Consider the following 20269-nt stretch of genomic DNA (forward strand, 5'->3'; position numbering starts at 1 on the left):
CAGCCTGATCAGGTCACCTTGGAGCGTGTTTTATAGGCGGGCTTGTCCCATTCCTTATCGGTCAGTACCGCCTTGATATGCTGCACAGCCTGCCAAATATCCACAAAAGACAGATACAAGGGCGTAACACCAAAGCGCATCACTTCAGGCTCGCGGTAGTCCCCAATCACACCACGGGCGATCAGGGCCTGCACCACGGCATAGCCTTGCTCATGGGCAAAACTGACATGGCTGCCACGGTAGTGGTGATCGCGTGGAGTCACCAGACGCAGGCCAAATTCCGCACATTCCTGTTCCACCAACGCGATGAACAAGTCCGTCAGCGCCAGGGATTTACGGCGCACCGCCTGCAGGTCGGTTTGCAGGAACACGTCCACACCGCAAGCCACCAGGCTCAAGGAAACAATGGGCTGAGTACCGCACAAGAAACGCTCGATACCGTTGGCGGCTTCATATGACGGGCTCATGGCAAAAGGGTGCTTGTGGCCCCACCAGCCGGACAAGGGCTGGCTGATCTGGCCCATCAGCTTGGGGTTCACCCACAGCAGGGCCGGAGCACCCGGACCGGCGTTCAGATACTTGTAGGTGCAGCCAATGGCAAAGTCGGACTCGCTGTCTTTCAGCTCGATAGGCAAAGCACCCACGGAGTGGCACAAATCCCAGATCAACAGGCCATTGTGTTCATGCACCAGGCGGTTGGTCGCCTGCATATCGTGCAAGTAACCCGTGCGGTAATTCACATGGGACAGCACCACCACAGCGGTTTCATCATTGACGGCTGTTTGCAGGTCTGCCGGGTCATCAATCAATTCAAGCCTATAGTCTTTGCCAAAGAAGGCGTTAAACCCTTCAATGATGTAAAGATCCGTAGGGAAGGAATCACGCTCGGCCAGGATCACTTTCTTTTCCGGATGGCGCTCTTTTTGCAAATTGACGGCGGCAGCCAGCACCTTGAACAGATTGACCGAGGTGCTGTCGCTGACGATGGTTTCACCTTGACCGGCACCGATCAGGGGCGACATCTGGTCGCCCAGACGCACGGGCAAGGTCCACCAGCCTGCCTTGTTCCAGCTATTGATCAGGTCGGTACGCCATTCCTGAGCAATAACTTCCTGGGCACGCTCCATGGCGTGTCGGGGCATGGCGCCCAGCGAATTCCCGTCCAGATAAATCGTGTTGGGTGGCAGGTCGAACTTGGCTTTGAAGGCAGCCAGTTCATCGGCCTGATCCCACTGCTCGCATTGCTGCAAGGTAATCATATTCATGCTCCTCGATTCTGCTTTTTAAGCTATTTAGTCTAGCACCGAGCCTCTGGTAAATTATTGCAAAGCGATGAAGATTACGATTAATACTGGAAGAAAATTCGGTTTTTAAAAACCTTTTTCATAGAAAATTCTAAAATATGAGACTAGATGAGACAGACCTGAAAATCCTGCGTCTTTTACAGGACAACGGCAGGCTCAGCAACCAGGAACTAGCTGACCTGGTAGCCCTTTCGCCCTCCTCCTGCCACCGGCGCGTAAAGATTCTGGAGCAGGAAGGCTTCATCGAAAACTACAGCGCCAACTTGAGCGCAGGCAAACTGGGCTTTGCCATTGAAGCCTTTGTGGAAGTGAATATCGGGCAGCTCAACGAGAGCGAGCATCAGTACCTGAGCAAAGCACTGGCTACCATGGATGAAGTGCTCCATGCCTACATCGTGACCGGGCAGGCAAACTACATGCTGCACATACGCACGCGCAACTTCGAGACTTTTTCCAATTTTGTCATTCACAAGCTCAACACACTGCGCGGCGTCACCAAGATCCATTCGCAGATCGTGCTGTCTTGCATCAAGGCCAAGGGGCAACGCTTGCCTGTGTAAACCGGCTACCGGCAAGGTCTGGCCAGGTGCCAGACCCCGGACTTAGTCGTAGTTCAGTTTGAAGCGTCGCTTGAAATGCTCGCTGCGCCACCAGCCCTTGCCGCTTTGCACCGGTTTGTTATCGGTATTGAACAGATCAATACGCTGCACAATCACGGCCTGGTTCTCCTTGATCCAGAGCTGCTTGGCCATGTCTGCCGACGCATTGGCCATGCTGATCTCTTCTTGCGCATGCTTAATGGGCACATTCAGCACGCCAGTCAGCATCTCCACCATGGTGTGTGTTTCCAGAGCCTGTTGCTCGATACGTTCTCCTATCGAGCGTAGCAAGTAGTTCTCAGCAAAATAAAGGGGCACCGCTGACCTGTAGCGCACCGCTTGCAGCTTATAAACCGGCTCATCGGAAGCGAAAAACTCAGCAATATCTGCCGGAGGGGTGACCAGCCCCCAACTGGCAATCTGAGTGGTGGTGTCTTTGCCCAACTGCACCAGGTCATTGATGGAACTCAGCTCCCAGGAGCCGGTGTTCTTGCGTTCCAGCACAAAGGAGCCTCGGCTGGGAAAACGCTCGATCAAGCCATTGCGCGTCAAGATCGCCAGGCCCTGACGCACGGTGATGCGGCTGACGCCGAACATCCCCCCTAGCTCGGCCTCTGTAGGCAAGCGGTCGCCGGGCTTCAAGCGACCGTCCTGGATATAGCGGGTCAGCTTGTCAGCAAGCTGCTCATACAGTGGTTTTGTACTCACTTTTTTATCTCATCCCTGTTGATGACGCTCTGCTGCTGGCTCTCCCTACGTGTTGTGTTCCACCTGCGGTATCAACAGAAAATCGTTGGTTCCCCTGCCAGTAAGCCGTCTTCTTATTCGCGTTCCAGCAGGCCCTTGATCAGAAACATCTCGGCCTCATGGACACAGGAAATCTGCTCCCATGCCGCATCGCTTTGTGTAGCCAAACGCCAGGTCAGCAAGCTCACTACACATTTGTCTGCGCCCAGCTTGAGCACCTCGCCTGGAATAACGCGCGACATATTACGAAACTGCATCGCCTCCTTGCTGGCGCCCACCTCGTAATCCACCTGAAAGCGGTCTGCATCCACATTCAAGCGCACATAGGTTTCCTGGCCGCTAAAGACCGAGGTCCCCATGAACAGACCCGGTTCCACTTCGCTGCGATTCGCACTGCCCCAGGCCCACTGACCTTGCAAGATGCCATCGGACATGATCTCAAAAGCGACCTTAGCCGGGCGCTCCACCAGGATGCTACTGGAATGACAATGTGGATCTTTCACGTACTTGCTCCTGTGACCAATGCTTATTGTTATGACAATGTTTTTATTGTCATGCCAAAGGAAAACCGATACTAGACGGGAAAACACGTACAGTTCAGCAAAAGATTGTCCATAACAAAGCCGCTGCCTCTCAACCCGGAGACGCAGCGGCTTTGAAACCTGAAGCAAAGCGCTATCAGGCGATGGACTACTGTCAGTTATGTCCTAACTTGCTGTCACCCACTGCTGGATGAAAGCGCGCAGCTCGTCGGGGCTGGAGGCCACACCCCCAGGTACCCGATAAACCTTTTCCAAAGGCCCCACCATCTCCTGCAGGGCAGGCAGATTGGCAGGGTCATCGCACATCATCACAATCCCGCGGCAATAACGACCGAAGCCTTCACGATGTGCCTTTAACCACAACACCGCTTTCTTGCGCCCTTCCGGGTCGCCGGGAGTGGAAGGATCGGGCAGGCTTTCGTAGACCAGAACGAACTCTTTTTCGGCCTTGATCAGGGTTTCCATATCGTCCAGCCATTGCGTGGCCAGCTCCAGGGTCAAGGGGAACTCGCGCACCCTTGCTATCGGCAAAGCGGATGTATCCAGAAACTGGGTAGAAAAGTCAGGAGAAATGTCTTGCTCACTCATTGCTAAAGCTCCTTGAATGAGGGCTGTCATGCCCAATTGCAGTATGCCCTCCATCTCGACCTCCTCCACGACCCGTTCCACGGCTGCACGTGGCTCCCGGCCAGCCACGGCATAGACCGTATCGGCAACCGCCAGGCAATGAAAGGCCACCGTTCCCATCAAGTAACGCGAGCGCTCGAAGGACACGCCATAAGCCTGGGCAATGTGCTCTTGATGCTCCCGGATCTTGTCCAGCATGGAAGGAGTCGCCACCAGCCTGCGTATCACATAGGGCGTGATACCAGGATTGGCTTTCACAAAAGCCTGTGTCGCCGCACTGAACAGCTGCAGATAGTCCTCCAGGCTGTCTTGAACCGGAATCGTGGCCCGAGGCACTTGCCAGCGGCTGAAAATTTCTTCGGCCACCAGTTGTTTAAGCCCTTCCAGATTGCCCACATGCTTGTACAGCGCCATCTGGCTGACACCCAAAGCGGCCGCTACCCCCACAAAGGTGATGTTGGGCAGGCCAATCTGAATGCCAGCGTCGGCAATCCGTGCTCGGGTGATGGTGGGAGGACGTCCGCGTGGCGCGGGCGCCTGAGGGGTTGGCATATCTATGTTGACCCTTTTGATGGCAGCAGCGTGCTAGTACCTGCCACTGCCTCTTATTTAATTTATGAAACTCTACTAATTAGAAGCCTAGTTTACATCCACGATAATGATTCTCAATATCATTTTTTGCAAAGCGAGTGTTCCCGCTGATGAAGTCGCAAGACATCGACCTGAACGAGCAACAGCGTAACCCGATTCCTCCCGCCCCATCCTGGCAAAAATAGTCAGGAACAGAGACTTTTCACGCCTGAAAACCGTGTGACAGCCCCTGCCCGTTCCACCTCTTATTTCTGGTTTTTGACCAAAATTGGTCTGACCAATTAATTGGATAAAAAATTGTTTATTCTTGAATCGTTAGGGTAAACACTTAGATTCAATAAAATAATCCTTTCTATACAATGCGCTCTGTTCTTGACGATCTCAAGAAATGGTCAGACCAATTTAACGACCTTCAGGCTCGCTTGCGATACAAGCGCCTCCCATTTGCTCCTGCGGAGATAGAACAACATGCAACAAGCGTGGCTGCAGCAATACGATCCCACCGGCAATATCTGGCTGTCGGCACTGATCGCCCTTATTCCGATCATCTTTTTTTTCCTGGCCCTGACCAAGTTGCGCATGAAGGGGTATATGGCAGGGACGATTACCGTCTTGCTGGCCCTGGGCGTTGCCCTGTTTTTCTATCGCATGCCGGTTTCCACTGCGCTGGCCTCGGTGGTGTATGGCTTTTTCTATGGGCTGTGGCCGATCGCCTGGATCATTGTGGCCGCCGTTTTTCTGTACAAGATTTCGGTCAAGACCGGTCAGTTCGACATCATTCGCGCCTCCATCCTGTCCGTCACGCCTGACCAGCGCCTGCAACTGATCCTGGTGGGCTTTTGCTTTGGCGCCTTCCTGGAAGGGGCAGCCGGTTTTGGTGCGCCCGTTGCCATTACTGCCGCCTTGCTGGCTGGCCTGGGTTTCCGCCCCTTGTACGCGGCCGGTCTGTGTCTGATTGCCAATACCGCCCCGGTGGCATTCGGTGCCATGGGTATTCCTATCATCGTGGCCGGTCAGGTATCGGGTATTGATCCCTTTGAAATCGGCCAGATGGCTGGTCGCCAACTGCCTTTCATGACGGTGCTCGTGCTGTTCTGGCTGATGGCCATCATGGACGGCTGGCGCGGTATCAAGGAAACCTGGCCTGCCGTGCTGGTCGGTGGCGGCTCCTTCGCGCTGGTGCAGTTCCTGACCGCCAACTACATTGGCCCCGAGCTGCCGGACATTACCTCGGCTCTGGTTTCCCTGGTTGTGCTGACCCTGTTCCTGAAAGTGTGGCAACCCAAGCGTATCTTCCGTTTTGAAACACAAGAAGGCTCGCCTGCCCAGGACAATCTGGCCGATCAGGCCCCTACCGTGCTGAGCACTGGCCGCATCATCAAAGCATGGTCGCCCTTCATCATCCTGACCGCCATGGTCACGATCTGGAGTGTGCAGCCTTTCAAAGCCTTGTTTGCTGCCAATGGCCCGCTGGCGTCGACCATCGTGAATATTCCTGTGCCCTTCCTGCACAATCTGGTCGACAAGGCCCCACCCGTCGTGGCCTCGGCCACTCCGTATGGCGCGGTCTACTCCTTTAACTGGCTCTCTGCCACCGGCACCGCCATTCTGATTGCCGCCTTGCTGACTATCCTCTTTTTGCGCATGAAACCCGCAAAAGCGGTGGAAACCTTGGGCGAAACCTTCAAGGAACTGGCTGTACCGATCTACTCGATTGGCATGGTGCTGGCCTTTGCCTTTATCGCCAACTACTCCGGCCTGTCCGCAACTTTGGCGCTGGCCTTGGCTCACACCGGCAAAGCCTTCACCTTCTTCTCGCCATTCCTGGGCTGGATTGGTGTGTTCCTGACTGGTTCCGACACCTCTGCCAACGCCTTGTTTGGTGCCTTGCAGGCAACCACGGCACAGCAGCTGGGTCTGCCTGAAGTGCTGATGGTGGCCGCCAACACCACAGGTGGTGTGACCGGCAAGATGATCTCGCCCCAGTCGATCGCCATTGCCTGCGCGGCAGTGGGTCTGGCCGGCAAAGAATCCGATCTGTTCCGCTTTACCGTGAAACACAGCTTGATCTTTGCGGTTCTGATTGGCCTGCTGACTACCCTGCAAGCCTATGTGTTACCTTGGATGATTCCCTAAGGGCCCGCCCTCATCCTTCATCTGCAAGGCGCGTAGACGCGTGCCTTGCAGATTTATTTTTCCGGTATCTCAAGAACTATGCGCCTCTCTGATCACGTTGCCCAACAATTGCTGGCGCTGATTCAATCCAGCGATTTCAAGGCCGGGCAAAGACTGCCTGCCGAGCGTACGTTGGCAGCTCAATTGAATGTGTCGCGTGCATCGCTGCGCGAGGCTATTCAGCAACTGAACAGCCAGGGCATTTTGCGCAGTCAGGTAGGTTCAGGCACTTACCTGGCCTCCCAAACGCCCCAATGGACCCAGCGCTCGGTAGACCCGCTGGCCGCCCTGATGCTGTCTGATCCCCAGTACCGTTACGACGTGCTGGAAGCGCGCATTGCTCTGGAGAGCAGTACCACCTGGCACGCCGCCCTGCGTGCCTCGCCCGAAGACAAGGACAAGATCCTGCAATGCTTCGAGCAAATGATTCGCTACCAGCAAAGCGGCGATACCGTGCAGTCCGCCCGCGCCGATGCCCAGTTTCACCTGGCCGTGGCCGAAGCCTCGCACAATCTGGTGCTGGTTCAGGTCATGCGGGGCCTGTTTGATCTGGTGCTCAGCAGCGTGACGCAAAACCGGGACATCATCATGTTCGTGCATGACTCCCCCGAGACCATTGTCAATCTGACGGCGCAACACGAAGCCCTGGTCAAAGCCATTGTCGATGGCGATCCCGCTCAAGCACGCCACGTTGTGAACGACCACCTGGGCTACGTACGCAACACCCTTCTTCAGGCTGACGAAGACCTTGCACGCCGCGAACGTGCCGCGCGCCTGCAAACCCCTCCTTCCGTCTTATCCGACCCGACTCTGCCATGATTATTTCCTCCTCGACCGACTACCGGCGTGCCGCCCAAAAACGACTGCCTCCTTTCCTGTTCCACTACATTGACGGCGGTGCCTACGCCGAGCACACGCTGCGCCGCAATGTGGACGATCTGGCCAATGTCGCCCTGCGCCAGCGTGTCCTGAAGGACATGAGCCAGCTCGATACCAGCATTGAGCTGTTTGGTGAAAAACTGTCCATTCCGGTGGCCCTGTCCCCGGTAGGTCTGACAGGCATGTACGCGCGTCGAGGTGAAGTCCAGGCTGCCCAGGCAGCCGATGCACATGGCATTCCCTTCACCATGTCGAGCGTGTCAGTCTGCCCGATCGAGGAAGTTGCCCCGCGCCTGAAGCGGCCCATGTGGTTTCAGCTGTATGTGTTGAAGGACCGTGGCTTCATGCGCAATGCACTGGAACGCGCGCAAGCTGCTGGCTGCAGCACCCTGGTCTTTACCGTGGACATGCCCGTACCCGGCGCTCGTTACCGCGATGCGCATTCGGGCATGAGCGGCCCGAACGCCGCCCTGCGTCGCTATGCACAGGCTGTCATGCACCCGCGCTGGGCCTGGGATGTTGGTCTGCTGGGTCGCCCGCACGATCTGGGCAATATCTCGCGCTACCTGGGCAAGCCTACGGGTCTGGAAGACTATATGGGTTATCTGGGCGCGAACTTTGACCCCTCGATTTCCTGGAAGGATCTGGAGTGGATACGCGAATTCTGGAAAGGCCCCATGCTGATCAAAGGCATTCTGGACCCCGATGACGCCCGCGATGCCGTGCGCTTTGGTGCCGATGGCATCATCGTCTCGAATCACGGCGGCCGTCAGCTTGACGGCGTCTTGTCCTCGGCACGCGCGCTGCCTGCCATTGCCGATGCCGTCAAAGGCCAGATCAAGATTCTGGCAGATTCGGGTATCCGCAGTGGCCTGGACGTGGTGCGCATGATTGCGCTGGGTGCCGACGCTGCCATGCTGGGCCGCGCCTACATCTATGCCTTGGCCGCCGCCGGGCAATCCGGCGTGGACCACCTGCTGGGCCTGATTGAAAAAGAAATTCGGGTCGCCATGACACTGACCAGTGTCAGCAGCATTTCCCAGATCACCTCTGACCTGCTTGTACAGGAGTCTTGACCATGTCAGTTTCCACCAGCGCTGCGGATTTGTTGCAGCAACTGCGCTCTATTGTCGGCAACCCTCACGTCCTGACGGACGACCGCAGTACGCGTCGTTACCGCAAGGGCCATCGCACGGGTGAAGGCAAGGTATTGGCCGTTGTGCGGCCCGGAACGCTGCTGGAACAATGGCGCAGCCTGCAAGCCGCTGTCGCTGCCGATTGCATCGTGATCATGCAGGCAGCCAACACCGGCCTGACGGGCGGCTCCACCCCCGACGGGGACGACTACGACCGCGACATCGTGCTGATGAACACCATGCGTCTGCAAGGCATACAAGTCATCAACGATGGCCAGCAAGTTGTCTGCCTGCCCGGTGCCACGCTGGACCGTCTGGAACAGACCCTGGCCCCGCTGGAGCGTGAGCCCCACTCGGTGATTGGCTCCTCATGTATCGGCGCCTCTGTGCTGGGCGGTGTTTGCAATAACTCAGGCGGTGCGCTGGTACGACGCGGCCCGGCCTACACGGAATTGACGCTGTACGCGCAAGTGCTGGACGATGGCACCCTGCAACTGGTCAATCACCTGGGCATCAATCTGGGAGATACCCCGGAAGAAATTCTGAGCCGCCTGGAGCAAGGCAAATACAGTGTTGCGGATATCATCAACGATCCGGAACGCAAGGCCAGCGACCCACGCTACGCCGACGATGTGCGCGATGTGGATGCCCAGACCCCGGCCCGTTTCAATGCCGACCCTTCACGCCTGTACGAAGCCTCCGGCTCGGCCGGCAAGCTGTGCATTTTTGCCGTGCGTCTGGATACCTTTCCCAAAGAAGCCAGTACTGTTTTCTACATTGGCACCAATGACCCGGACGAGCTCACGGCTGTGCGCCGCCATCTGCTGACGGAACTGCCCCGCCTGCCCATTGCGGGCGAGTACATCCATCGCACCGCCTACGATATTGGCGAGCAATACGGCAAAGACACCTTCTTGCTGATCGACCGTTTTGGTACCGCCAAAGTGCCATCCGCCTTTGCCATGAAAAGCCGTGTGGATGGCTTTTTTGAGCGCTTTGGCTGGCGCGGCGTCACTGATCGCGTGATCCAGGCCATCATGAACCGCCTGCCCAGCCACCTGCCGCCGCGCATGCGTGAATGGCGCGACCGCTTCGAGCATCACCTGTTGCTGCGCGTCTCCAACGACACCGCGCAGGCCACGCGCGATTTTCTGAGCCAGCAATTTGAAGGCAGCCAGCAAGGTGCCTATTTCGAGTGCGATGCCGAAGAAGGTCGCAAAGCCTTTCTGCACCGCTTTGCCATTGCCGGTGCCGCCATCCGCTACCGCGAGGCGCACCCCGACAGCGTGGAAGATATTGTGGCGCTGGACATTGCCTTGCGCCGTAATGACAAGGAATGGGTGGAGCAACTGCCGGACGATATGGAAAAAGACATCGTCCACAAGCTCTATTACGGTCACTTCCTGTGCCACGTATTCCACCAGGACTACATCGTCAAAAAAGGCGTGGTTCCTCTGGATATGGAACACCGCATGTGGAAGTTGCTGGATGAACGCCGTGCCGAATACCCGGCCGAGCACAATGTCGGCCACCTCTACATCGCCAAACCTGCCCTGGCCGGCTTCTACCGCGAACTGGACCCGACCAACACCTTCAACCCTGGCATCGGCCACACCTCGCGCCGCAAATGGTGGAGTGTGTGCTGCGGCGGCAAACACGACTAGCCCCCTTTTTCTTGAAGGCACTCACGGGCTGCAAGCCATTCCCTTGCTTGCAGCGCGGTCCGCCCCTTCAATAAACCGTCCGTCATGCAGACCAGCAGGCCCCCAAGCTCGACTTGGTGGGCCTGTTTTTTTGTGCATTGTGACAAACAGAACACAAAAATATTCTGCCGCCTTTCCTATTTAGTTTAATAGGTTCCACTAATTCAAAATTTAGATTACATTATCGATAATGATTCTCAATACCTTATATTGAAGAGCCGAATTCTCCGGCTTTTTAGATACTTACCACCGCTCATGACCACTCGTGAAACTGCTACGGACGTGCGTAAAGAGCCTGGCCCAATCAGCCAGATCCTCAGCTCCATACGCTCACGTCTGATTGTTGCCGCCGTTCTGGCGGCCTTGGGTTCAATGCTGACCCTGGTGCCTTTGGCCGGAATCGCCCATATCGCCAAGCTGACTTTGGGCAATACCCTGTCTGGCGAGCTGCAAGGCGATATAGGCTGGACGGTGCTATTGAGCATCATCAGCATGTTTGCAGGCCTGGCCCTGATCTCGGCAGGCGAGCTGCTGGCCCACCTGGCCGACAATCAGCTGACACGCGGTCTGCGTCTGAGTGCCGCCCAGAGGTTAGCCAAGGTGCCCCTAGGCTGGTTTACCGGCCAGGCTTCAGGCGAAGTGAAACAAGCCATGCAGGATGACATCGCCACCCTGCACAGCCTGACCGCACACTTTTACACCTCGGTCGGCCGCGCCGTCGGTGCTATTGCGATCTCGGTGCTGTACCTGTTCGTCATGGACTGGCGTATGGCCATCGTGGCTTTGCTGCCCTTCCCCGGTTTTTTCCTGTTCCTGCGCCACGCCATGAAAGCCAGCAGCGCGAACATGCAGGGCTTTGTCGAAAAGCTGGGCCGCTTGAATAGTGCCACCGTGGAATTTGTCAGCGGCATTCCCGTGGTCAAGGCCTTTGGTTCCAATGGGCAGGCACATGGCGGCTATAGCAAGGCCGTGGATGGCTTTGCCAACGCCTTTCTGAACTTTGCCCGCCCTTTGGTGGCCCGCATGGCTCACGCCCATGCCATGATCGCTCCAGTCACGGTTCTAGGTGTCGTGCTGATCTTCGGTGCCCTCTTCAGCTATTTGAACTGGATTGCCCCGGTAGACATTCTGCCCTTCGCCCTGGTGGCTCCCGGCATTTGCGCCCCCCTGCTCTTGCTGCATACCCTGCTGCACGATCTGGGTGGCGCAACGGGTGCCGCACAGCGCCTACAAGCTTTGATGAAAACACCCGTACTGGAACCGCTGAGCACTGATCAGCAACAAGTCCCAGCAAATCACGAAGTGCGAGTCGAAAACGTCAGCTATGCCTACGGCGAAGGCCATCTGGCACTTAGCAATATCAGCTTCACCCTGGAGCCAGGCACAGTCACCGCGATTGTGGGCTCTTCCGGTTCTGGAAAATCCACCATCGCCCGCCTGCTACTGCGCTTTTTTGACCCCAGCGAGGGCCGCATCACCCTGGGCGGTGCCGATCTGCGCCAGATTGAATCCACCGAACTTTACCGCCGCGTTGGCTTTGTGCTGCAAGAGGTGCGCCTGATCAATGCCAGCGTGCGCGAGAACATTGCGCTGGGCCGCCCCTCGGCCAGTCAGCAAGAGATTGAAGATGCCGCTCGCGCCGCCAATATTCACGACCGTATCTTGACCCTGCCTCGTGGCTACGACTCTGTCGTGGGTGAAGACGCCCAACTCTCGGGCGGCGAGCGTCAGCGCGTCAGCATTGCGCGCGCTGTCCTGCTGGACCCACCCATTCTGGTGCTGGACGAAGCCACCGCCGCTGCCGATGCCAGCAATGAAGTGGCTATTCAAGATGCTCTGTCACGCTTTGCCCAAGGCCGCACCTTGCTGGTCATTGCTCACCGCCTGGACACCATCATGCACGCGGATCGCATTCTGGTGCTGGAAGACGGCGCGATTGTGGAGCAAGGCAGTCACACCAGCCTGCTGGCTGAACAAGGCCGTTACGCACGGCTCTGGACCCTGGGTGGCTACGACAACCGTTCCAAGGACACATCATGCTAAAGACCCTGATTCAGTTGCTGGGTACGGATGCCCCCATTTTCCGCCGCTATAGCTGGATGGCTGTCTTATACGGCCTGCTGTGCGGCCTGACCATGACTACCTTGGTCCCCGTTTTCACTCATCTGCTCAATGGCGAACCCAAACAAGCAGGCGGCTGGTTGCTGATCCTGCTGCTTGGCGTGGCTATCTGCTGGGCTTGGCGCCGCCATGTGGAGCAGGCTGGTGTAAATGTTGGGGCCGCCATCCTGCAAGGTGGCCGGCATCGTCTGGGCGAACATATCGCCCAACTGCCCGTAGGCTGGTTCTCCGCTCAAAACACCGCGCGGCTTGGGCACATCGTCACTCAAGGCATGATGTCGGTGGCCCAATTGCCTGCACACGTCTTCACCCCGCTGATCGCCGGAGTTGTGACGCCGCTTGTGCTGGTCGTGGCGCTGTTCATCCTGCATTGGCCGCTGGGTTTGATTGCCCTGATCGCGTTGCCTTTGCTGGCGGGTGTTCTGGCACTGACCGCCCATTTGGGACGCAAGGCTGATGATGCCTTCCAGGCCCACTTCGCCCATGCCAGCCAGCGCGTGGTGGAGTTTGCCCAGGCCCAATCCGTGCTGCGTGCCTTCAATGGCGAAGGCGGTGGCACCCGTCTGCTGGAAGAAGCGATTGAGCGCCAGCACCAGGCGGGCAAGAAACTGATCTGGCAATCCACGGCCTCGGCGGTACTCAATGCCTGGGCCGTACAAGCAGCCTTTGCGGCCTTGCTGATTGCCGCCACGCTTTGGCTAAACAGCCATACGGGTCTGGGCCTAAGCAGTGCAGAAGTCATCGCCGTCATCGTGTCCTTGCTGCTGAGCGCACGCTATATCGACTCCTTGCTGGAAGTGGCCAGCTACGGTGAAGTGCTGCGCGGTGCACGCGGCCAACTTGATGCGATTCAAGAACTGTTTGCCGTTCAGCCCCTGCCCGAACCCGCTTCGCCCCAAACTCCAAGCGACGGCTCGATTGTGCTGAACAATGTGCATTTCCGCTATGCCGCCGACAAGCCCAATGTACTGAATGGCGTCAGCCTGAACATTGCACCTGGCAGCATGGTGGCCTTGATCGGGGAATCCGGCTCAGGCAAAACCACACTGGCTCGTCTGATTGCCCGCTTCTTTGATGTCAGCCAGGGCAGTGTCTCCATTGGAGGCGTGGATGTACGCCAGATCGGCAGCCCTGTACTGGCCACACAAATCAGCCAGATTTTCCAGGACGACTATCTGTTTGCAGGCAGCATTGCCGAGAACATACGCCTGGGCAAACCGGATGCCAGCCAGGCCGAGTTGATGGAAGCGGTAGAACAAGCCGGTGTCAGCGAAATCATCGCGCGCTTGCCAGAAGGTCTGAACACAACGGTGGGCGAAGGCGGGGCCCGCCTGTCCGGGGGCGAGCGTCAACGCATCGCCATTGCGCGCGCTCTGCTCAAGAACGCCCCCATTTTGCTGGTGGACGAAGCCACTGCCGCACTGGATGCCGAAAACCAGGCAGCCATTGCCCAGGCTTTGGCCCGTCTGCGTGGCAAGCGTACCCTGCTCGTGATTGCTCATCAGCTCTCTACCGTAGCCATGGCCGATCAAATCGTGGTGCTGGAAAACGGCCAGATTATCGAGCAAGGCCCGCCGGCCCAACTGCGCGAAACCCAAGGCCGTTATGCCCACTTCCTGAACCAGCGTCATGCCGCCAAAGGATGGCGTATTGCCACCGCAGCCCAGAATAACGGTGTGTGATGCGAGCTAGATCTTTTGTGCTGGTGTTTCTGATCTTGTGCAGCCTGTCTTTGCTGATAGGTGCACGGCAAATCAGCTGGGCACAATTATGGAGTTTTTCAGGCGATGCCTGGCTGACACTGAGCGCCAGCCGCCTGCCCCGTCTGGCGGCGCTGGTCTTGAGTGGTATAGGCCTGTCTGTCTGCGGGGTGATCTTGCAGCACATTGTGCGCAATAAATTTGTGGAACCGGCCACCTCGGGCGGGCTGGATGCCGCCAAGCTGGGCATTCTGATCGCCCTGACTCTGGCCCCCACCAGCGGCACATTGGGCAAGCTGCTGTTTGCCCTCTTGTTCTGCTTTGCCTCCAGCCTGATCTTCATCGCTGTGGTACGCCGCATCCGCTTCAAGAACACCGTGCTGGTGCCGGTGATTGGCTTGATGTATGGGGGTGTGCTTAGCGCCATTGCCGAGTTCTATGCCTACCACCATCAGATTTTGCAAAGCATGCAGGGCTGGATGCTGGGCGACTTTTCCAAGATCGTGCAGGGCAATTACGAAATCATTTATTTGATCCTGCCCATTGTGTTGCTCACCTATCTGTATGCGCATCGCTTCACAGTGCTGGGCATGGGCGAAGGCATGGCCACCAGCCTGGGCCTGAACTATTCCGCCACCGTGGCCCTGGGTTTGATACTGGTCGCGGTTACCGTCTCGGCCACTGTTATTACCGTAGGGGCCATTCCCTTTATCGGCCTGGTCATCCCCAATCTGGTGGCGCTGCGCTATGGTGACAATCTGGCTCGCACCTTGCCCATTGTGGCGCTGGGTGGTGCCAGCCTGCTGCTGGCTTGCGACATCCTGGGCCGCCTCATTATCTACCCGTTTGAAGTCCCTATTGGCCTGACCGCAGGTGGCGTGGGTGGCCTGCTGTTTCTGTTCCTGATCTTCTGGAGGAACCGATGAAACGGCAACATCTGGTCTGGATACTATTGCTGGTGCTGGCACTGAGCTTTGTGTTCTATCGCTCCGGCCTGGACTTCGACTACATCATCCCCAAACGCCTGAACCGTTTGGCGGCTATGGTGATTGGCGGCATCTGCATTGCCTGGTCCTCGATTATTTTCCAGACCATGACCGGCAACCGGATTCTGACGCCCGCCATCATGGGATACGAAGCGGTTTACCTGCTGTTCCAGTCCCTGCTGATTTTGCTGCTGGGCACACAAAGTCTGGTGATGCTGGGCGCCAATGGCAATGTGGTGCTGTCCATTGTGCTGATGCTGGCCTACTCGCTGGCAATCCATCACTGGCTGTTTCGCCAGGGCAAGAACAATGTGTATTTCCTGCTGCTGATGGGGCTGGTACTGACCATGATCATCAGCACCTTCGCACAGTTTGTGCAGCTAAAGATCAGCCCCGGCGAGTTCTCCATTTTGCTGGGTTTTAGCCAAACGTCCTTTAACCGGGCCGAGCCTTTGCAACTGCTGGTTTCCGCCCTTCTGGTGGGGAGCATTTGCCTGGGCAGCCTGCGCAGCTTGCCCACGCTGGACGTGCTGTCTTTGGGCCGCGAACAAGCCATTTCTTTAGGTGTCGACTATCGCCGTACCGTGCGCATCCAGCTGGCACTGATTGCTGCCCTGGTGGCTATTTCCACCAGCCTGCTCGGGCCCACTGCCTTCATGGGGATTTTTGTAGCCAACACCAGCTATGCGCTGGCCCGCAGCTTCCGACACCGAATCACGCTGCCGCTAGGCTGCGCCATCGCCATCGTCATGTTTTTGCTGGCACAGATAGCGGTGGAACACATTTTCAATTACCGCACGACCGTCGGGATACTCGTCAACCTGGTGTGTGGCGCGTACTTTCTGGGACTGATGGTTCGTACCCGAGGCACTGCATGATTACGATCAATCAGCTCTCCAAACACTACAAGAAGAAGACCGTGCTTTCCAAGGTCAGCACACAGTTCCCCGCCGGACAGCTCAGCTCCCTGATCGGCCCCAATGGTGCCGGCAAAACCACCTTGCTGATGAGTATCGCCCGCTTGCTGGAGACCGACGAAGGCCGGATCCAGCTGGACGGCCGCAACATTGCGGATATACGTATTGCCGACTATGCGCGCCGGGTAGCCACCTTGCGCCAATCTCCTGATTTCAATTTGCGCCTGACCGTGGAAGAACTGGTCGCCTTTGGCCGCTTCCCCTATAGCCGGGGCGTGCTGACGGATGAAGATCAACAAGCCATCTCCGACGCTATTCAGTTTCTGTCGCTGGAACCCTTGCGCCAGTCCTATCTGGACGAGTTGAGCGGCGGTCAGCGACAGATGGCTTTTCTGGCCATGACCATTGCCCAGCAAACCGATTATTTGCTGCTGGATGAGCCGCTGAACAATCTGGACATCAAGCACGCCGTTCAGATCATGCGCGCCTTGCGTCGGCTCTGTGACGAGTACGGCCGTACCGTGATTCTGGTGGTACATGACATCAACTTTGCCGCCAACTATTCCGATCATATTGTGGCCATGAAAAACGGTGCTTTGTACTGCGCAGGACCGGTGTCAGAGGTCATCACGCAAGCACGGCTGACCGAACTTTATGGTCTGGATTTCGAGATTACGCACAGCGAGCGTGGCCGCCTGTGCAATTACTTCACCCCATCAGGAGAACTAGCATGATCGCCAAACACAGATACGGGCTGATAGCCCTGTTTGTGGCCGCCAGCTTTGCCTTGCAAGGCTGCGAGAAAAAGACCCAGGCAGCGGCGGAAACCCCGGCACCGCAAGCCGCCGTCAGCCCGCAGGCCAGTGCCCGCTATGAACCGATTGTGGTCGAACACAAGCTGGGCTCGACACGCATCGAAAAACTGCCACAACGCGTCGTGGCGCTGGACATGAACGAAGTGGATTTTCTGGATGCCTTGGGTGTCCCGGTGGTGGGCATGCCCAAAGACTTCATCCCGGCATTCCTGGACAAGTATAAAAATGCCCCTGAAATCCAGGACACCGGCGCAATTGTGCAACCGAATGTGGAACAGGTGTACGCCGCCAAACCGGACCTGATTCTGATCACCTCCTTGCAAGCCAATCACTACAAGGAACTGAGCCAGATCGCCCCCACCATTCACTTTGACGTGGATTACCGCGATAGCCAGGTCAACCACATTGAAGTCATCAAGAATCACCTGCTGACTCTGGGCTCGATTTTCAAGAAAGAAGAGCTGGCCCAACAAAAAGTGGCCGAACTGGATGCCAAAGTCGCCCAGGCCAAACAAATCACCCAGGATCGTCCTGAAAAAGCCCTGATTGTTCTGCATAACAACGGCTCGTTCAGCTCCTTCGGGGTGCAGTCCCGCTACGGTTTTGTATTCAATGCGCTGGGCGTACAGCCTGCCAGCCCGACAGTAGAAACCGGCCTGCACGGACAGCCTGTTTCCAGCGAGTTCATCCAGCAAGCCAATCCGGACATCATTTACATCATCGACCGTACCGCCGTAATGGAACGTCGCCCTGCCCTGAACGCCGACAGCCTGAGCAACCCGCTGCTGCGTGAAACCAAAGCCTGGCAAAACGGCCGTGTGGTATTTGCCAATGCCGAAGCCTGGTACGTAACTGCCGCCAGTGTCACCTCGCTGAAATTGATTATTGATGACGTGATCAAAGCCTACCAACAACCATGATCTAACGGTTTTTACACGGGCAAATAGACAGTAACGCGACTCAATCCAATTTCTATTTGCCTTAATCAAAGCAAAGAAACACACCCCGCCACATAAAGGAAACTGGCATGTACACACCACGCCACAATGGGACGTTTGCGCCCTCGATACGTAAAATCGGCAGTTCCAGCCGCTCCGGCTTTGCCCTGGACCGCACTTTCAGCGCCGTGCAAATAGCATTAATACTGGGTTTGGGAGCCAGCGCGCTGGCCTTGATGGCCTCGCCTGCGCAGGCACAAAACAGTACGGCTGCCCAGGCCGATGGAGTCGTCACCCTGCCATCCGTTACCGTCAAAGGCCAGCGCGACAAGACCGTCGAGAGCTACGCCGGTGGACAAGTTGCCACTGGCGGACGTGTCGGTTTGCTGGGCACCAAAGACTTCATGGAAACACCCTTCAACACCATCAGCTATACCGAGCAATACATAGCCGATCAACAGGCGCGTGACATCAGCGAAGTGATCGCCAAAACCGACCCCAGCGTGTTCATGAGCGGCATCGCAGGCGAGAGCAACGAAAGCTACTCCATCCGCGGCTTCCGTTCCGATGTGGGTGATGTCACCGTCAACGGTCTGGCCGGGATGGGCGGCTACTACCGCAACTCGCCCGAAGCCTACGAGCGCGTCGAGGTCCTGAAAGGCCCCTCGGCCCTGCTTAACGGTATGCCGCCCAAAGGCTCGGCAGGCGGCGCCGTCAACCTGGTCACCAAACGCGCCGGCGACGATCCCCTGTTTCGCGTCACAGGCAGCTATATGTCCGACTCGCACTTTGGTGGCCACGTGGATCTGGGCCGTCGATTTGGCGAGGACAAGCAGTTTGGTGTACGCCTGAACACAGCCTACCGCGATGGTGAAATTGCCGTCAAAGACCAGGACAAGAAAATTACCCAGACCTCTTTGGGCCTGGACTGGCGCGGTGAGCGTGTCCGCTTGTCTGCCGACCTGTTTCACAGCAAAGACCGCGCCTACGGCCTGACGCGCGGCCTGACCTTGAATCCCGGCGTAGAACTGCCCAAACCACCCAAACCCGATGTGTCGTGGAACCCGCCTTGGGCTTTTTACGACACCACCGATAAAGGCGCCATGATCCGTGGCGAGTTCGATCTGAACGATCAATTCACCGCTTACGCCGCCGCCGGTATCAGCCGTACCAAATTCAGATCCAATATGGGCGCTGGTCAGGTGATCAATAACGCAGGCGACTTCCGGATCAACTTCAGCGGCGTGGCCGACGAGATGCGGCGCAAAACCGCTGAAGTGGGTCTGATGGGTAAGCTGCAAACCGGCCCGGTCAGCCATCAATTCGCGATCAACGCCACGCAGTACAACGAAGACTACGACCTGAGCGGCTTTCGCAACTTGCTGCCCACCGCATGGGAAACCAATATCTACGATCCCGTCTGGGGCCCAGAGCCTTCCTTGCCGAACAATATTCCGCTGATCAGCACCACTAAAACTCGCTTGAAGAGCATCGGTTTTGCTGACACCCTGTCCTTTGCCGAGGACCGCGCACAAGTGACACTGGGCGCACGCCGTCAGCAAGTGATCAACGAGAGCTTTAACGGCACCACCGGCCAGCGTACAGGCGAGCGCTACAAGGAAAGCGCAACCACTCCCGCCGTCGCTTTCCTGGTGAAAGCCACTGATCAAGTCTCGGTCTACGCCAACTACATCGAAGGCTTGTCCCAAGGCGCGATTGCTCCCAACACCGCCGCCAATGCAGGTCAGGTTTTTGCCCCCTTCAAAACCAAGCAGAAGGAAGTGGGCCTGAAGCTGGATCTGGGTGACTTTGCCCATACCCTGGCCTTGTACGAAATCAAGCGCCCCGGCAGCTATACCGACCCATTTACCAACGTGTTCTCCTTTGGTGGCGAGCAACGCAACCGGGGCATTGAATGGGGCTTTTTCGGCTCCCCCATGGAAGGTGTTCGCTTGATGGGTGGCGTGGCTTACTCCGATCCGGAAATCACCAAAGCCGCCAACCCGGCTGAAGAGGGCCGCCAGGCCACGGGCCTGCCCAAGTGGCAAGCCAAGCTGGGCGTGGAATGGGATGTACCCAACTTGCAAGGTCTGACCGTGATGGCCAACGCCTCCACCTCATCCAAGCAATACCTGAGCGCGGACAACTCCCTGTCCATCCCCGGCCATACCGTGTTTGATCTGGGCGCACGCTATCGCACCAAGATCTCCGGCCGTCCGCTGACCTTGCGGGCGACGGTGAATAACGTAGCGAACAAAGCCTACTGGGCCAAGCCGCACTTCACCAGCCTGGGTGTGGGCGCACCACGGACTTTCATGTTGTCAGCAACGATGGATTTCTAAGCTGAAGAGCTGAATTTGATGACAGGGCCTTGTTGCAGCTGAGTGGTGTGACAAGGCCCTTATTTGATGACAAGCAGATGCTGCCATCGGTATTTTCAGGTGAGCTCACCAGCGGTCGACTCACCAGTCAGCTAAGTGGCGTACAAG

16 protein-coding genes are annotated in these 20269 nt (G+C 57.2%); 12 read left to right on the forward strand and 4 right to left on the reverse strand.

All coding sequences use genetic code 11. The features are described from left to right. Window positions 1–8: 8 nt before the first annotated feature. Window positions 9–1259 carry a kynureninase gene (kynU, locus tag MID00_RS05520; protein ID WP_009463162.1) on the reverse strand — a complete coding sequence of 417 codons (1251 nt, stop codon included), beginning with the start codon at window positions 1257–1259 and terminating at the stop codon, window positions 9–11. 143 nt (window positions 1260–1402) lie between these two features. Between kynU and MID00_RS05525 the strand changes: the two genes are divergently transcribed. Next, window positions 1403–1864 carry an Lrp/AsnC family transcriptional regulator gene (locus tag MID00_RS05525; RefSeq protein ID WP_021447021.1) on the forward strand — a complete coding sequence of 154 codons (462 nt, stop codon included), beginning with the start codon at window positions 1403–1405 and terminating at the stop codon, window positions 1862–1864. A 42-nt stretch (window positions 1865–1906) separates the two neighbouring features. Here MID00_RS05525 and MID00_RS05530 read toward each other — a convergent pair whose 3' ends face one another. The 3 genes from MID00_RS05530 to MID00_RS05540 all read right to left on the reverse strand — a co-directional run bounded on the left by MID00_RS05530 (window position 1907) and on the right by MID00_RS05540 (window position 4371). Beyond that, on the reverse strand, window positions 1907–2611 hold the full coding sequence (locus MID00_RS05530) for a GntR family transcriptional regulator (RefSeq protein WP_009462553.1): 705 nt from the start codon (window positions 2609–2611) through the stop codon (window positions 1907–1909). A gap of 113 nt (window positions 2612–2724) precedes the next feature. After that, entirely contained in the window at window positions 2725–3153 is a 429-nt protein-coding gene (locus tag MID00_RS05535) for a hypothetical protein (protein ID WP_083054229.1), read from the reverse strand. A 204-nt stretch (window positions 3154–3357) separates the two neighbouring features. Next, the gene (locus MID00_RS05540; RefSeq protein WP_021447022.1) at window positions 3358–4371 is read right to left on the reverse strand and encodes a TetR/AcrR family transcriptional regulator; all 1014 of its coding nucleotides are present in this window, start codon (window positions 4369–4371) and stop codon (window positions 3358–3360) included. A 507-nt stretch (window positions 4372–4878) separates the two neighbouring features. On the opposite strand from MID00_RS05540, the gene lldP reads away from it, so the two are divergent. The 11 genes from lldP (at window position 4879) to MID00_RS05595 (ending at window position 20122) form a co-directional block, all read left to right on the forward strand. Beyond that, the gene (gene lldP, locus MID00_RS05545) at window positions 4879–6546 is read left to right on the forward strand and encodes an L-lactate permease (RefSeq protein ID WP_021447023.1); all 1668 of its coding nucleotides are present in this window, start codon (window positions 4879–4881) and stop codon (window positions 6544–6546) included. 78 nt (window positions 6547–6624) lie between these two features. Then, window positions 6625–7404: a transcriptional regulator LldR gene (lldR, locus tag MID00_RS05550; RefSeq protein ID WP_254499878.1), complete on the forward strand. Its 780-nt coding sequence runs from the start codon at window positions 6625–6627 to the stop codon at window positions 7402–7404. Beyond that, window positions 7401–8540, forward strand: coding sequence for an FMN-dependent L-lactate dehydrogenase LldD (gene lldD, locus MID00_RS05555; protein ID WP_026484948.1), 1140 nt, complete (start codon window positions 7401–7403; stop codon window positions 8538–8540). Before lldR ends, lldD begins: the two co-directional genes overlap by 4 nt. 2 nt (window positions 8541–8542) lie before the next feature. Beyond that, on the forward strand, window positions 8543–10264 hold the full coding sequence (dld, locus tag MID00_RS05560) for a D-lactate dehydrogenase (RefSeq protein WP_009462558.1): 1722 nt from the start codon (window positions 8543–8545) through the stop codon (window positions 10262–10264). A gap of 294 nt (window positions 10265–10558) precedes the next feature. Beyond that, window positions 10559–12346 (forward strand): ABC transporter ATP-binding protein, encoded by a 1788-nt coding sequence (locus tag MID00_RS05565; RefSeq protein WP_254499880.1) that lies wholly within the window; start codon window positions 10559–10561, stop codon window positions 12344–12346. Further along, window positions 12340–14106, forward strand: coding sequence for an ABC transporter ATP-binding protein (locus tag MID00_RS05570; RefSeq protein ID WP_254499884.1), 1767 nt, complete (start codon window positions 12340–12342; stop codon window positions 14104–14106). Before MID00_RS05565 ends, MID00_RS05570 begins: the two co-directional genes overlap by 7 nt. Further along, the gene (locus MID00_RS05575; protein WP_254499886.1) at window positions 14106–15050 is read left to right on the forward strand and encodes an ABC transporter permease; all 945 of its coding nucleotides are present in this window, start codon (window positions 14106–14108) and stop codon (window positions 15048–15050) included. Before MID00_RS05570 ends, MID00_RS05575 begins: the two co-directional genes overlap by 1 nt. Beyond that, window positions 15047–15988, forward strand: a complete 942-nt coding sequence (locus tag MID00_RS05580) for an iron chelate uptake ABC transporter family permease subunit (protein ID WP_254499888.1) — start codon at window positions 15047–15049, stop codon at window positions 15986–15988. The genes MID00_RS05575 and MID00_RS05580 overlap by 4 nt, the downstream gene beginning before the upstream one ends. Beyond that, complete coding sequence (locus MID00_RS05585) at window positions 15985–16761, forward strand: ABC transporter ATP-binding protein (protein ID WP_254499890.1); 777 nt, start codon at window positions 15985–15987, stop codon at window positions 16759–16761. Before MID00_RS05580 ends, MID00_RS05585 begins: the two co-directional genes overlap by 4 nt. Then, window positions 16758–17762, forward strand: coding sequence for a siderophore ABC transporter substrate-binding protein (locus MID00_RS05590; RefSeq protein ID WP_250756665.1), 1005 nt, complete (start codon window positions 16758–16760; stop codon window positions 17760–17762). The genes MID00_RS05585 and MID00_RS05590 overlap by 4 nt, the downstream gene beginning before the upstream one ends. 107 nt (window positions 17763–17869) lie before the next feature. Next, window positions 17870–20122: a TonB-dependent siderophore receptor gene (locus MID00_RS05595; protein WP_254499891.1), complete on the forward strand. Its 2253-nt coding sequence runs from the start codon at window positions 17870–17872 to the stop codon at window positions 20120–20122. Window positions 20123–20269: the final 147 nt, after the last annotated feature.

The sequence above is a fragment of the Alcaligenes sp. NLF5-7 genome, from assembly GCF_024266725.1.
Taxonomy (GTDB): Bacteria; Pseudomonadota; Gammaproteobacteria; order Burkholderiales; family Burkholderiaceae_B; genus Alcaligenes; species Alcaligenes phenolicus.

Bases quoted from the DNA above. Each gene is read 5' to 3' on its own strand.
- kynU (WP_009463162.1), bottom strand. From the start codon at position 1,259: ATGATTACCTTGCAGCAATGCGAGCAGTGGGATCAGGCCGATGAACTG.
- MID00_RS05525 (WP_021447021.1), top strand. From the start codon at position 1,403: ATGAGACTAGATGAGACAGACCTGAAAATCCTGCGTCTTTTACAGGAC.
- MID00_RS05540 (WP_021447022.1), bottom strand. From the start codon at position 4,371: ATGCCAACCCCTCAGGCGCCCGCGCCACGCGGACGTCCTCCCACCATC.
- lldP (WP_021447023.1), top strand. From the start codon at position 4,879: ATGCAACAAGCGTGGCTGCAGCAATACGATCCCACCGGCAATATCTGG.
- lldR (WP_254499878.1), top strand. From the start codon at position 6,625: ATGCGCCTCTCTGATCACGTTGCCCAACAATTGCTGGCGCTGATTCAA.
- lldD (WP_026484948.1), top strand. From the start codon at position 7,401: ATGATTATTTCCTCCTCGACCGACTACCGGCGTGCCGCCCAAAAACGA.
- dld (WP_009462558.1), top strand. From the start codon at position 8,543: ATGTCAGTTTCCACCAGCGCTGCGGATTTGTTGCAGCAACTGCGCTCT.
- MID00_RS05565 (WP_254499880.1), top strand. From the start codon at position 10,559: ATGACCACTCGTGAAACTGCTACGGACGTGCGTAAAGAGCCTGGCCCA.
- MID00_RS05570 (WP_254499884.1), top strand. From the start codon at position 12,340: ATGCTAAAGACCCTGATTCAGTTGCTGGGTACGGATGCCCCCATTTTC.
- MID00_RS05575 (WP_254499886.1), top strand. From the start codon at position 14,106: ATGCGAGCTAGATCTTTTGTGCTGGTGTTTCTGATCTTGTGCAGCCTG.
- MID00_RS05580 (WP_254499888.1), top strand. From the start codon at position 15,047: ATGAAACGGCAACATCTGGTCTGGATACTATTGCTGGTGCTGGCACTG.
- MID00_RS05585 (WP_254499890.1), top strand. From the start codon at position 15,985: ATGATTACGATCAATCAGCTCTCCAAACACTACAAGAAGAAGACCGTG.
- MID00_RS05590 (WP_250756665.1), top strand. From the start codon at position 16,758: ATGATCGCCAAACACAGATACGGGCTGATAGCCCTGTTTGTGGCCGCC.
- MID00_RS05595 (WP_254499891.1), top strand. From the start codon at position 17,870: ATGTACACACCACGCCACAATGGGACGTTTGCGCCCTCGATACGTAAA.